The following is a 13,891-nucleotide window of genomic DNA, read 5'->3' on the forward strand; positions in this document are numbered from 1 at the left end:
AAAGAAATTATGAGAAAGATCCTTATATATTTAATGCCGTTGCTGATCATTGCCGGAGGCTGTAAAAAATACCTGGATGTGAATAAAAATATTGATGCACCGGATCAGGTTGACGGGTACCTTTACCTGGCCAGTATCCAGCAGCAGTACCAGGGAATTTATTGGGACAATCGCGCCCTGGGACCATTGACCCAGATGATGGGTACTGTTTCAGGTACTTATGATTCCTATGCTGCCAATTATTATGTAGCGGGTAGCGATGCTGCCGGTGAGATCTGGCGGGTCGTTTACTGGAACCAGGGCATGAACCTGGAAAACCTGATCAACCAATCGATGGCAGCAGAAGACTGGACCCTGGCGGGGATCGGATACGCGATCAAGGCCTTTTCCTGGGATATGCTGACCAAGGTGAATGGTGAGGCTCCCATGAAACAGGCTTTTGTAGCCGGCCAACTGTCACATGATTATGATTATCAGCAGGACATCTATCCACAGGTCAGGGAATGGGCTTATAAAGCCATTGAATTACTTGAAATGGAAGACAATCATGCGTACGGTGCCAAGATCAGCGCCAATGATTATATCTATGGTGGTGACAAGAGCAAATGGATCAAGTTCGCCTACGCCGTTATTGTCCGTAACCTGGCTTCTTTGAGCAATAAGACCAATTTTACTACCGAGTATGCCGAAGAACTGATTAGCTGTGCCAGCAAATCCTTTCAGTCAGCTGACGACGATGCTGTTGTGCGGGTAGCAGCAGGTTCCCAATCTGCACCTTATAGTGAATACAATAATTTCTGGGGAACGGCCAGGGGAAATCTGAGCCGGACCTATTTTCAGCATGAATTTGCCGTACAGACTTTTACCGGTACCGTTCCGGTTTATGATGAATCTACCGGAGAGAAAAACCGCATCGAAGGCAACGATTATCACCCCTATGCATTGATGGCCAACCAAATCATCACCGACACACTGATCGATCAGGCAGGACATTATGACCCGCGGGTAGCCGTTAAACTGGGTACGACCAGTAATCCCAATTATATGAATCTTGATAATCCGGATAGTATAAAAGCGTATAAATATTACGGTGGTTCATTTACCAGTACTGCTGGCCCTATAGGCAGCGCACCTTCATTTTACGGCAGGAATAATTCATCTACTTATTCTGGTACAACTCACGATGGAATCGGCCGCTGGATTTACCGCGATGATGCGCCCTATATCCTGACTACCTGCGCCGAAGTAAAATTCTGTCTGGCGGAAGCCTATTTTAAACTGGGGCAAACAGCCAATGCGCTTACTGCCTTTAAAGAGGGCGTCAAAGCAGATATGGATTTTACAGTGAAATACATTTCCCCGGGTAAAGAAGGCAGTCCCACCGGTGGTGATAAGATTACTAAAGCGGCGTTTACGACAATGGCAGAGAGTTATCTGCAGGGGCCTTTTGTAGGCAGTTTGCCAACACTCACCTTGTCACATATAATGATGCAGAAATGGGTGGCGCTGTATCCCTGGGGAGCGCCTGAAGCCTGGGTGGATATGCGGAAATACCATTATGATATCGAATATTCGGGACCGTATCCGAAAAACGGGGACGGATGGACCAATTCCCTGTTGAACCAGAAATGGGATACCGATCCGTCGAAAGTGTATAAGGGGTTGTACCTGGCGCCGGCTCAGGTGCAGGGACGTAAAGGCAAGTACAGCGAAAACAATGAAGGGTCGCCCTGCTACCGCTTGCGACCGCGGTATAATTCTGAGTATATGTGGAATCTGAATTCTCTGAAAACGCTGGTGCCGATTGCCGGTGATGCGCCGAATTATCAAACTTCAATTCCCTGGTTTGCGTATCCGGAAGCCATGCCGGGTAAATAATCTGACTAATTATATATAAATATACTAGCATGAAAAATCTTATTAAACTACTTTCATTTTTACTGATAACCTGCCTGGGGCTATCATGTGAGAAGCATGTGGTTACTTATGACGCGACGACGATACCGGAAAATGAATCGGAGTTTCAGTTGCATTATTTCGTACCGGTCGTCACGGGTTCTGCCAATAATATCACGAAGGTGGAATTGAACGGCAAACTGATTTCAAATACCAATTCTACGCTGGTGCCCTACAATGCCATACCCAGTGGCGGGGTAGGCCGTTTTTATACGACATCCTCCGGAACCAACAACATCAAGTTGTACCGTGGTGATAATGCGGAAATCGTATACGATCAGGACGTGGAACTGCAATCAGGGAAACAGAATGTTTTCGTGTATGATTTTAATAAGGCACCTATTGTATTAGACAATGGATTTCCTTATCCTACCATCACCACCGAAGAAACAGGTACTACCTGCTGGATCCGGTTTTATAATTTTCTGTACGAAACCGAAGGCGTTCCTACAGATCTGAAACTGCAGTACCAATACCAGTATACCATGGATGTGGAAACCGGAGAAAAAAGTGAATGGCTGAACCTGGGGACGCCGGCGGCTTTCGGCGAATCAACGGGCTGGGAACCGGTACCTGTGGTCAAATCAGTAGAGATATCCTCATCTTATGCCAGGGTAGATTACCGGATCCGTGTCATTGGCACGGATGGCAGTGACCAGGGCCCCCTGAAAGTTAGAAATGGATCTGGGAACATGGTAGATTATTCTGATTGGTGGACGGCATATACCGGAAGGGCCTATCATCATATAATTGGAGGGATGCGGGCCGCCACTCCGATTTCATCCGTCAGACAATTTACCGCCAGATAAGCCGAAAGAATATAGTTTTTTTAAACGCAGGCACCTGATCTTCTGAGACAGGTGCTTTTTTCTGCTCTTCTGTAATTCCTACATCCCCGGCCATATAGGAATTGCCTGTTAATGACAGCGTATAAGGGAATCCTGTTGGGACCCACCTATAGGAACAGCAATGAATTAAAATTTTCTCCGAATAGTGGCGGTCTCGTACTAGATCCTGCCTAATTGCGGAACAGGCTTTCGGTTCAGGACTTGATTAGCTGAAAAACAAATAGCTTACGGAAATGGCCGTCAATACGCCTGCCAGATCCGCCAGTAACATTGCACCCACGGCATACCGGGTGTTTTTGATACTTACGGCGCCAAAATAAACAGCAATAATATAAAAAGTGGTGTCAGCAGAACCCCGGAAAACCGATGCGAGATTGCCGGCAAAGGAATCCGGACCATAAGTCTTCAGGGTGTCAATCATCATGGCCCTGGCACCGCTGCCGCTGAAAGGTTTCAGGACTGCTGTAGGCAGGGCGTCCACAATCCGGGTGTCGCCGCCCAGGAAGGTAAAAAGATGTTTGATGCCGCCCATCACAAAGTCAAAAGCCCCTGAGTTACGTAGCAGGCTGATGGCTACCAGCAACCCTACCAGGTAAGGAATGATTTTCACCGCTGTTTCGAATCCGCCTTTCGCGCCGTCAACAAAAGCATCAAAAATGGGGGCTTTTTTATACAGCGCCCCCGCAATGATCAACAGGAAAATCAACAGAATCAGGCCGTTGCTCAGGCTGCTGGAAAATAATTGCACGCCCTGAATATCCAGGGTTCTTACATATAGTATCAGTGCTGTAAACAGACCGGTAATGCCCATTACCCAGGCAATAATCACCGGTTGAAATACCCGGATGCCCTGTTTGAAGGACACGACTGTCATCGCGGTGATCGTGGCCACAAAAGTGGCGATCATACAGGGGATAAATACTTCCGTCGGAAATTCGGATTGCAAAGCGACACGATCGGCAATGATGGTGGTGGGTATCAGGGTCAATCCTGATGCATGGAGGCAGAGGAACATGATCTGTGCGTTCGTTGCCGTCGTCTTATTGGTATTCAGCTCCTGAAGGCTCTCCATGGATTTGATCCCAAAAGGCGTGGCCGCATTGTCCAGACCCAGGAGGTTGGCGGAGAAATTCATGACCATATGACCCATGGCCGGATGATCTTTGGGTACGTCCGGAAAAATTTTGGAGAAAAAAGGCCCGATAATTCTGGACAGCATCCGCACGCCCCCGGCCTGTTCCGCGATATTCATAAAACCCAGGAACAGGGCCATGATACCGATCAGACTGATGCAGAGATTTACGGCATCCTTAGTGGTTTCAAAAACGCCATTCGTCGACTGGAGCTTAAATGTGGTGTATTTTCCATTGGCGGCAGGTGTAACCTGTAGCCCGTCCCAGCTGGCCAGGGACTGCCCCTTGGAAAATTGATTTAAAACCGTGCCAGGCAGGACGGCTGCATCCACTTCTTGTACAAAAGTTGTGTCGCCGCTTTTGCCGGTGGCCATCTGGCTGAATAGTTGCTGTTGTCCGGGTTCCAGCAGGAACCTGCCCAGTGCAACCAACAGTGCTATCAGGATGAAAGCACTCCAAATTCTGCTTAAAACCATAGCAGTAAAAGTAGTGAAAGCGAACCTAAATTCCCGCAATTAATTATCACGCTAACCGAATGAAATCGACGCCTGGCACATTTTTCGGCCTGAGATTCCGGTCTTTGTCAGTTATAGGATTTGTTGCGGCGTATCGCGGCCGCACAGTTATTGAAATTGGGAAGTATTTAGAGCATTCTTATCTTTAGGGTCATGATAGAGGTTAGCTGCGCCGTAATTCAAAGTCAAGGTCAATATCTGATCTGTCAGCGGTCCGCCAACATGAAACTACCACTTAAATGGGAATTCCCTGGAGGGAAAATTGAGGCGGGTGAATCTAAAGAAGAGTGCCTGATCCGGGAAATTAAAGAAGAGCTGGGTGTCCAAATCCGGATTATCAGCGCTTTGCCGGTTGTTCACCACAAATACCCGGAGTCGGAGATCCGACTCTATCCATTTATCTGTGCTATAGAGACGGGTAGTCTTCATGCAAGGGAACATATTCAATTTAAATGGGTTGAAGGAAAAGCGTTATTGAACTTTGATTTGGCCGCCGCAGATCTACCCATAGTACTGGAAATTCAAGAAATATGATTACAGGCATTTATGAATCTTTAATTACTGCTTCGCTGAGGAACAAATTAGCTAGCCTTGACCGGAACAGGTATTTTCTCAACGAGATGGTTCTGGATAAAGAGGAGGCCGTTAGGGTGCTTTCCATGCACTTGCAGTCGGCCATTGCCAAGGCTTTTAACGGCATTAAAACCCATTCCGGCAGTTCACTCGAAAAACAGATCGAGGTTAGCAACCGACTGATTCAGTTTTTGCATCAAGAGATTGCTCATTACGACTTTGAAGAGGATATCATTGATGGACAGGGGGCTTTGTTAAACGCCGTCTTTGATAAAATACATGCGGATTACCCGGATCTGGAACTCCGTCTTCATGAAATAATGCCTGCAACCCGGCTGACCCAGAGTGCCCTGTTTACAGGTGGAAATTTCGGCCTGTCCTTGGATAGTGAGTTAAAAAAAGAAATCAGATCCGCTAACCGTATTGACTTTTTGGTATCCTTTATTAAATGGAAGGCTATAGTGATCCTAAGAGAAGCTTTAGCTGAGTTTATCAGCAACGGCGGACATATAAGGATTATTACCACTACTTATATGGGCGCAACCGACGCAAGAGCGATTCAGGAGCTGGCGGCAATGCCTAATACGAAAGTTAAAGTCTCCTATAATAGCGGTAACGAAAGACTGCACGCGAAAGCTTATTTGTTTTACCGAAACTCAGGCTTTCATACCGGCTATATCGGATCCTCAAATTTTTCCAGATCCGCACTTACGGATGGGCTGGAATGGAACGTTAAAGTGACCACGAAAGAGATTCCACATATCATTGATAAGTTTCAGAAGACTTTTGAAAGCTATTGGCAGCATCCGGAGTTTGAAGCATATGATGGATCACAGGTGGAAAAACTTGAAGCTTCATTGAAAGCCAGCCGCATGGGCAAAACAGATCTGGCGGCTATCCATTTTTTTGATATCCGGCCTTATCATTACCAGTCAGATATTTTAAGCAAGTTACAAGTAGAGCGAACCCTGCATGGACGTCGCCGAAATCTGGTCGTCGCGGCTACAGGAACGGGCAAAACCATTATTTCGGCTTTTGATTTTAAGGACTATTATCAGCAACACCCCACCTGTAAATTTTTGTTTATAGCCCACAGAATTGAGATCCTGAAGCAAGCCTGCGTGGCTTTCAGAAATATTCTCAAGGATCAGAATTTTGGCCAGATACTGGGTGGCGGCGAACAGCCGGGAGATCTGCGCCATCTGTTTGCGACGATCCAATCGTTTTCCAATCGCATTAAAAACGGGTTGTTAGAATCGGATTACTATGATTATGTTGTGATCGACGAAGTGCATCATGCCCAGGCGGACAGCTATCAGCGGATTATTGAGCACCTGAAGCCGGATATCTTACTGGGATTGACTGCGACGCCGGAAAGGGCCGACGGAAAAAGTGTTTTAAAGGATTTTGAGGATCATATCGCAGCGGAAATCCGCTTGCCGGATGCCCTGAATCATAAGTTGCTCTGTCCCTTTCAGTATTTTGCGGTATCCGACTCAGTGGATTTGGATAAAGTGAAATGGGTGCGCGGACAGTATGATACTGTTGAACTGACAAAAATCTATAACAGTAATGATCAAAGAGTCCGGGATATTCTGAGTAACCTGCATAAATACTGTAAAGATATGCATCAGGTCAAGGCCCTGGGCTTCTGTATCAGTATCGCCCACGCAAAGTTTATGCAACAAAAATTTGAGATGGCCGGCTTGAAGGCGGGAGCGCTGACATCCGAGAACGCGCACCAGCGAGGGGAACTGTTGCAGATGTTTAAGCAGGGACAGATCAATTACCTTTTTGTTGTTGATATCTTCAATGAAGGCGTAGACATCCCGGAAATTGATACTGTTTTGTTTTTAAGACCTACAGAAAGTCTGACTATATTTTTACAACAGCTTGGTAGGGGACTTCGGTTGTCACATAAAAAGGAAGTTTTAACCGTATTGGATTTTGTGGGGAATGCCCATGAACAGTATGATTTTGAATCTAAATTCCGGGCGCTTATTGGCAAGACCAATACCACGGTAAAAAAGGAAATAGAGAATGATTTTGTACACCTGCCTTTAGGCTGTTCAATACAGCTGGAAAGAAAGGCCCGGGAGGTTATTTTAGCTAATATTAGCAGGGCGACTTCTCTGCGTAAAGAAGATTTCATTAAAAGAATACAACGATTTGGTAGTGAAACAACTCAGCCACTGAACCTCGCCAGTTTTTTTGAGATTACGAATATTCCTTTTCAACGATTGTATTTAAGAGGCACCTGGACTTCCTTATTACACGCTGCAGGGAAGCTGGAGAGCTATGATACTACGTATGAGGAAAATTATCACAGAATGCTTTCTAAGAAATGGGCAGCGACTAATTCTTGGTCTTATTTCAAATTCCTGCTGGGTTTGGCCGATAAACATTTTGAGATACTGGATAAGGTATTGACCGACCTGGACCGACGCTATCTTACGATGTTGCATTATGATTTTTGGGGGAAAGCCTTGCCTGATATGGACCTCAGCACATCTATTCGTACCATAGGATCGAATAAGGACTATGTGCGAGAAATACGACAGTATTTGAGCTATCGGATTTCATTGATAGACTTTGAAGAATCACCCTGCGAAAGCCTGCCTTATTTGCAACCCCTACAGCTACACGCGCGTTATACCCGGGACCAGATTCTGGCGGCTTTTGATTTGAGTACCCTCGATCATAAAAACCCAAGCAGGGAGGGTTATGCTGAAAATAAAACGTTAAAAACGGAACTGCTTTTTGTGAACCTGCAAAAATCCGAGGAGGAATTTTCACCCACAACCATGTATGAAGATTATGCGATCAGCGAATACCTGTTTCACTGGCAAAGTCAAAGTACTACTTCCGACACTTCACCTAAGGGTCAAAGCTATATCAATCAACAGCAATTGAACAAAACGATACTGCTCTTTATCCGGGAGACAAGAAAAGACGAACTGGGCAATACCGCTGGTTATGTCTTTGTTGGTCCCGTCAGTTTTCAGGGTTATGAAGGCTCCAAGCCGATGTCCATTACCTGGGCGCTGGAAAACCCGATTCCTGATTATCTGTGGACAGCTTCCGCTAAAATGGCCGTAGGCTGACGGGAGATATTGATGCCGATCCATTGTCTGGTCTAAGTGCAGTTCGATTTGGCCGTTTTGCCTTGGGTAATTGCAGTACGTCTTGCCGAACTGGTGGCTTTAGAATATGCAGTATTAATTGTACCTTTGCCAACTTTTGGAGCTTTCGGGCAGGTTACTGTCTCCGAAAGGCGCAAAATTCAAAAATCAGAGAACATGGCATTACAGGCAGGAATCGTGGGGTTACCCAATGTTGGAAAATCTACTTTATTTAATGCGGTGAGCAATAGCGCCAAGGCCCAGGCCAGCAATTACCGTTTTTGTACTATCGAACCGAATGTGGGCCTGGTTGATGTGCCCGATGAACGCATTACCCGGTTGGCGGAACTGGTCCAGCCCGACAGGACAGTACCGACACAAATTGAGATAGTCGATATCGCCGGTCTCGTAAAAGGTGCCAGCAAGGGCGAAGGCCTGGGTAATAAATTCCTGGCCAATATCCGGGAAGTGGATGCCATCATTCATGTTATACGGTGTTTTGAAGATGACAATGTGCTGCGGGAAGAAGGCGCAATCAATCCTATAAGCGATAAGGAGATTATTGATATTGAGCTGCAATTTAAGGATCTGGACAGTGTTGAAAAACAATTGCAGAAAAAAGAAAAACAGGCCAAGACAGACCCTAAAGTTAAATCGGAAATTGAAGTATTGCAGCGTTGCAAGGCCCATCTGGAAGCCGGGAAAAGCATCCGTTCGCTGGATCTGTCGAAAGAGGAACAGGCGGCCATTACTGATCTTTTTCTGCTTACCGGTAAACCGGTGTTGTATGTCGCCAATGTTGACGAAGCTTCGATGCATACCGGGAATCGTTTTTCTGAGGCGCTGTCGCAGGTAGCTGCAGCAGAAGGGGCACAGCTGATCATCATGAATAATAGCATTGAAGCCCAGATTTCAGAAATGGAAGATCCTGACGATAAAGCCATGTTTATGGATGAATATAAGATGAAAGAGCCTGCCCTGCACCGGCTGATCCGCTCCGCTTATCAGCTTTTGGGATTACAAACTTATTTTACTGCCGGGGTGCAGGAAGTGAGAGCCTGGACCTTTCATGAGGGTTGGAAGGCACCCCAATGCGCCGGCGTCATCCATACGGATTTTGAAAAAGGATTTATTAAGGCTGAAGTAATTGGTTTCGATGATTATATGCAGTACAAGAGCGAAGCTGCCTGTCGGGAAGCCGGTAAACTGCGCATCGAAGGAAAGGAATATCTGGTAAAAGATGGCGATATCATGCATTTTAGGTTCAATGTGTAAAAGGGACCTGCCTAAATGCCATTTCGATTAATAATCAAGCCTTTACCTCATTATATTTTTCGACGTTTGATTTCTTTTTGTATCAGGCCCAGTTCACGTCCGGTCTGTCCTTTTACTGAAGTGTTTTCCTGCGCCCGCCGCATCAAATAGGGGATTACGTCTGCAATGGGTCCAAAAGGGAGGTATTTGCTGACATTACAACCTGTTTTAGCCATATTAAATGTGATATTATCACTCATGCCGTACAATTGGCTGAAATGTACTTTGGTACTGCCCACCGGTATATTCAGTTGTTCCATGTGCTCAACCGCTTTCAGATTACTCTGTTCATTGTGGGTGGCGACCAGGGTAAATACCCGATCATGGTGCTGGAGGGCCAGGTGTACTGCGGCATTAAAATCCCTGTCAGCGGTTTCTTTATCCGGCTGAATGGGATCCGGATAGTTTTTTTGTGCCGCGCGCTGTCTTTCCTTTTCCATATAAGCCCCCCGTACCAGTTTTACCCCTAGCTTAAATTTTCGCTCCTTAGCAGCGTCAATGCAATCTTCCAGAAAAGAAAGACGGTCGCGGCGGTATAATTGAACCGTATTATAGATAATTGCCCGCTCCTTGTTAAAGCTGTCCATCATCAACATGACCAGGGCATCCACCGGATCCTGTATCCAGGTTTCTTCCGCATCTACCAGCATGCCAATGCCTTTTTCGGCTGCCTGTTCACATATTCGCATCATTCGAAGTCGGACCCGGTGCCAGTCTTCTCTTTCCTCGAAGGACAGTAATTCTAATGCGCCGAGGTATTTTTTGATCAGCGAACCTTGTTTTTGATGCATCAGCATATCCAGTTTCTCCAGCAATTCGAAGGCTGTCAGCCCGGTAACTTTGACACTGATAAAAGGAATATTGGGCTGGGTAGCTGCATAATTGATGACATTGATGAACTGGTCAGCAGCCTGGTCATAAGCCTTGTCCCCACCTTCTCCTCCTTCAACACCATAGTCGAGAATGACATCGACCTGGAATTTGCCCAGCTGGTTGGCCACAGCCGCCGTCTGCTCCAGTGTTTCCCCACCTGCAAATTGTTTAAATATGGTTTTGCGGATCAAGTTCCTTACCGGTAATCCGGTTTTGATCGCCCAGGGTGTGAGCCAGGTTCCAACTTTTACCAGAAAAGGGTAGTTCATCAGGCTGAATAACCTGCCGGAAGCTTTTAGTTCGCTGTCAGATTTATACTGGAACGCCAGCTCCGTATTGTCGAAGGAAAGGATTCGGTTGCTCATTTAGAAAGCAAATTTACATGCAAGAATCCATTCGAAAATTGTCAACCTATAATCGGAAATTATCCAGTAAGGGCAGGGAAAGAGAATATTTGAAAGCGTATGATATCGGAAGCGGGAATTTACTGTTTTCCCATCATTGGGGATTCCAGTTCCTTCACTTGATTGTCGGAGATAATTATATGTTCCCCCATCCACCATTTAGGTTCAATATTCGCCTCTCGCAGGGTCTGAGACACCGTGCTGCGGCGTCGCTTCCCGTAGAAGTTTCTAATGGCAATTCTGAGTTTAGTTATAGGGTGTTTCATGACGCCTCTATTTTTACTTTTAGCCGTTGTTATATAATTCATTAGGTTTGAAAGGTCACGAAGTTAGGATGTTTTCACGGAAAAACAAATCCCCTAATTTAGTGATATCGACTATATTTCATAATTTTACGAATGGCCGTAGCTTGGGCGGATTGTTTTTTAGCAGGGAAAGCCTTTTAAACCTTATAGCTGTTTGTTAAATATGATTGGCTGGCAAAACATAAACATTTCTGAAAAAGTTAAGATCACGATTGCATTATGTGTTAGTGCATTGATATTGGTCGCCTTGGGCATTTATGCCAACTCTAAAACGATCCGGTACAAGGAATCCATGCGGGATGTCAATCTGTCGGGCATCATCATCACTCAATCGCAGGATGTTTCCAATGGGGTTCGTGACATTCAGTCGCTTTATCGGGGCTATATTATCACTAATGATTCCACGCTGGTAGAATCATATGAGATTTCCAGCAGACTGCTGAGTCGCCGGGTCACTTCTTTGAAAAACCTGCCGATGACTTATCCGCAACGTTTGTTGCTGGATACCATATCCACATTGCTGGCAGATCAGCGTAGTATCGCAGAACAGATCATTACACGCAGAAAATCAGCTTCTTTTTTAGATGCCTGGAATTACCTCAACAATGGTGATGAAGCAACCGTAATTCATAAACTACAGTATTATATTTCCAGGTTTATTAATGAAGAGAAAAGTATTCAGGCCCAGAAATTAAAAACAGAAAACGAAAATTTTGATAAGGTAATTTATCTGGTAACCATTTGTGTTACGACGGCCGTAATTATAATTCTGCTGACGCTTTTTTACATTAGGAAAATATACGAGCGACTGACCAAGGCAGAGCGTCTTTTGATTAAATCGCAGTTACGACTCGAAAGCATTCTGGATAAACTGCCGATTGGGGTCATTATAGTGAATTCTAATAACAATGAATACCATGCCAATCATAAGGCGGTTCAATTACTGGATAAGCTTTTATTGCCCGATGGCCATCTTTTTGACGAACCCAATGCCCGTATCGTGCATGAATCCACCGGAACCTATACCTTTTCGGGTTCATTGAATAAAGTTTTGCGGGAGAAATTACTGATATCGAATGCCATTCACGGAGAGGAGAATATCGGACAGAATGAAACCCTCATTAATATAGATGGCCGGCAGGTTCCTTTCCGGGTAAGCGCGATCCCCTTATATAACGAAAGAGGCCGGCTGGAATATGCCATCTCGGTCTTTGATGATATCAGCAATCTGAAACAGGTAGAAAATGAACTGATAGAAGCCAAGAAAATTGTGGAAGAGTCCCTCAGATTAAAGGAGTCTTTCCTCAGTAATATGAGCCATGAAATCAGAACGCCTATCAACTCCATCCTGGGATTTGCGGAACTGCTCAGTAAAAAGGATTTGGGTGTACAGGAGAATGAGTACGTCCGGATTATTGGTTCTGCGGGGGAAAACCTCCTCAGGCTTCTGAACGATATCCTCGATTTCTCCAAACTGGAGTCCAATATGATGGTATTTGAGGAACACCCTGTCACAATTGACGGCATCCTCAGTTCCATCTGTAATTTATTTTTACCAGGTGCCCGTTCTAAAGGGATCACGATAAGCTATGATTGTGATGAAAAAATTCCGGATATTGTTACCGGTGATCCCGTACGCCTGACTCAGGTACTCACCAATATTGTTGGCAATGCCATCAAGTTCACGCCCAAAGGCAGTATCCTTATCAATGCTAAATTGTTAGAATCGGATGATCAGCAGACGGTAGTGAAATTCGACGTTAAAGATTCGGGAATTGGTATTTCTAAGGACAAGCTGCCCCGTGTTTTTAAACGATTTGAACAGGCTGCTGTCGATACGACCCGTTTTTATGGCGGCACCGGACTGGGGCTGAGCATTGCCAAACATATTGTAGAAAGCCAGGGAGGCTCCATCAGTGTTAGCAGTGAACTGGGGGTGGGTTCGGTATTCACATTTATTCTACCGTTTAAGAATTTTAATACCGAAGTGGAACTGGAAAAGCAGCAGGAGAATCGGGAAGTATTGGATCTTTCCTTTCTAAACAAACTGAGTATTTTACTGGTGGAAGACAATCAGCTTAATATTAAACTTATTCAGGGCATTCTGGCACCGGTAGAGATTGATGTAGCAGAAACAGGCAATGACGCCATTAAAAAATTACAGTTAAACCGGTATGATATTGTATTGATGGATATTGAGTTGCCGGATATGAACGGTTATGCGACGACCCGGATCATCCGCAATGATATGCAGCTGGACCTGCCCATTATCGCACTGACAGCGCATGTGCTGGCCGGAGAGAAGGAGCGTTGTCTCAAGGCGGGGATGAATGACTACCTCACCAAGCCGGTCAATACCCGGCAACTTTTTGAGAAGATGAAAGTGCTGGTACAGAAAAAAGAGGGACCAGAGGAAGAAGCTGACAACGGGAAACTGGTTGTTAAGGCTCCTGATCTGGTCAGTCCCGGTAATGATTTATTTGCACAGACCAACCTGATCGACCTTAGTTATTTGCACGAGCTATCTGACAATAACAAGGAGTTTGAAAAGGAAATTATTGAGTTGTTCCTGGAACAGATTCCTTCCCAGACCGAGGAATTGGAACGTTCCTTTCGGGAAAAGGATTATACCGGACTTAAGATGATCGCTCATAAACTTAAATCTTCAACAGCCGTAACACTGGGCCGGCATTTGATCCCGCATTTTGAACTGTTGGAAGATAATGCGCAGCGTGGTCTTCTTTCTGAAAGTGCAGAAAGCAGTTTTAAAATGATCCATGGAGCGTTGAAAGAAGCAGTGGTTCAGTTGAACCATTTGCTGGCGGAACAATACCAGGAAGCGTAGCCA

The 13,891-nt window shown here is 45.4% G+C and carries 9 protein-coding genes; 6 read left to right on the forward strand and 3 right to left on the reverse strand.

Going from position 1 to position 13,891, the window contains the following annotated elements:
- Positions 1-9 precede the first annotated feature (9 nt).
- Together ACYVI9_RS07380 and ACYVI9_RS07385 are read left to right on the forward strand one after the other, a co-directional pair.
- Positions 10-1,878, forward strand: a complete 1,869-nt coding sequence (locus ACYVI9_RS07380; RefSeq protein ID WP_460762717.1) for a SusD/RagB family nutrient-binding outer membrane lipoprotein — start codon at positions 10-12, stop codon at positions 1,876-1,878.
- A 29-nt stretch (positions 1,879-1,907) separates the two neighbouring features.
- A complete protein-coding gene (locus tag ACYVI9_RS07385) occupies positions 1,908-2,765 on the forward strand; it encodes a hypothetical protein (protein ID WP_460762720.1) in 858 nt (285 codons plus the stop codon).
- A gap of 244 nt (positions 2,766-3,009) precedes the next feature.
- Here the strand turns inward: ACYVI9_RS07385 and ACYVI9_RS07390 are convergent, their stop codons facing one another.
- Positions 3,010-4,413: a nucleoside recognition domain-containing protein gene (locus tag ACYVI9_RS07390; RefSeq protein ID WP_460762723.1), complete on the reverse strand. Its 1,404-nt coding sequence runs from the start codon at positions 4,411-4,413 to the stop codon at positions 3,010-3,012.
- A gap of 192 nt (positions 4,414-4,605) precedes the next feature.
- Here ACYVI9_RS07390 and ACYVI9_RS07395 point away from each other — a divergent pair, with 192 nt between their 5' ends.
- The 3 genes from ACYVI9_RS07395 (at position 4,606) to ychF (ending at position 9,422) form a co-directional block, all read left to right on the forward strand.
- Positions 4,606-4,986, forward strand: coding sequence for a (deoxy)nucleoside triphosphate pyrophosphohydrolase (locus ACYVI9_RS07395; protein ID WP_460762726.1), 381 nt, complete (start codon positions 4,606-4,608; stop codon positions 4,984-4,986).
- Complete coding sequence (locus tag ACYVI9_RS07400; RefSeq protein WP_460762729.1) at positions 4,983-8,129, forward strand: DEAD/DEAH box helicase; 3,147 nt, start codon at positions 4,983-4,985, stop codon at positions 8,127-8,129. The genes ACYVI9_RS07395 and ACYVI9_RS07400 overlap by 4 nt, the downstream gene beginning before the upstream one ends.
- 195 nt (positions 8,130-8,324) lie before the next feature.
- Positions 8,325-9,422, forward strand: coding sequence for a redox-regulated ATPase YchF (gene ychF / locus ACYVI9_RS07405; RefSeq protein ID WP_460762731.1), 1,098 nt, complete (start codon positions 8,325-8,327; stop codon positions 9,420-9,422).
- A gap of 50 nt (positions 9,423-9,472) precedes the next feature.
- On the opposite strand, the gene ACYVI9_RS07410 is transcribed toward ychF, so the two are convergent.
- Together ACYVI9_RS07410 and ACYVI9_RS07415 are read right to left on the reverse strand one after the other, a co-directional pair.
- Positions 9,473-10,699: a proline dehydrogenase family protein gene (locus ACYVI9_RS07410; protein WP_460762734.1), complete on the reverse strand. Its 1,227-nt coding sequence runs from the start codon at positions 10,697-10,699 to the stop codon at positions 9,473-9,475.
- Positions 10,700-10,818: 119 nt separating this feature from the next.
- On the reverse strand, positions 10,819-11,004 hold the full coding sequence (locus ACYVI9_RS07415; protein WP_460762737.1) for a hypothetical protein: 186 nt from the start codon (positions 11,002-11,004) through the stop codon (positions 10,819-10,821).
- 202 nt (positions 11,005-11,206) lie between these two features.
- Here ACYVI9_RS07415 and ACYVI9_RS07420 point away from each other — a divergent pair, with 202 nt between their 5' ends.
- The gene (locus ACYVI9_RS07420) at positions 11,207-13,888 is read left to right on the forward strand and encodes an ATP-binding protein (protein WP_460763015.1); all 2,682 of its coding nucleotides are present in this window, start codon (positions 11,207-11,209) and stop codon (positions 13,886-13,888) included.
- Positions 13,889-13,891 lie beyond the last annotated feature (3 nt).

The sequence above is a fragment of the Niabella terrae genome (assembly GCF_054783135.1).

Bases quoted from the DNA above. Each gene is read 5' to 3' on its own strand.
- ACYVI9_RS07385 (WP_460762720.1), top strand. From the start codon at position 1,908: ATGAAAAATCTTATTAAACTACTTTCATTTTTACTGATAACCTGCCTG.
- ACYVI9_RS07415 (WP_460762737.1), bottom strand. From the start codon at position 11,004: ATGAAACACCCTATAACTAAACTCAGAATTGCCATTAGAAACTTCTAC.
- ACYVI9_RS07420 (WP_460763015.1), top strand. From the start codon at position 11,207: ATGATTGGCTGGCAAAACATAAACATTTCTGAAAAAGTTAAGATCACG.
- ACYVI9_RS07410 (WP_460762734.1), bottom strand. From the start codon at position 10,699: ATGAGCAACCGAATCCTTTCCTTCGACAATACGGAGCTGGCGTTCCAG.
- ACYVI9_RS07390 (WP_460762723.1), bottom strand. From the start codon at position 4,413: ATGGTTTTAAGCAGAATTTGGAGTGCTTTCATCCTGATAGCACTGTTG.
- ACYVI9_RS07380 (WP_460762717.1), top strand. From the start codon at position 10: ATGAGAAAGATCCTTATATATTTAATGCCGTTGCTGATCATTGCCGGA.
- ACYVI9_RS07395 (WP_460762726.1), top strand. From the start codon at position 4,606: ATGATAGAGGTTAGCTGCGCCGTAATTCAAAGTCAAGGTCAATATCTG.
- ACYVI9_RS07400 (WP_460762729.1), top strand. From the start codon at position 4,983: ATGATTACAGGCATTTATGAATCTTTAATTACTGCTTCGCTGAGGAAC.
- ychF (WP_460762731.1), top strand. From the start codon at position 8,325: ATGGCATTACAGGCAGGAATCGTGGGGTTACCCAATGTTGGAAAATCT.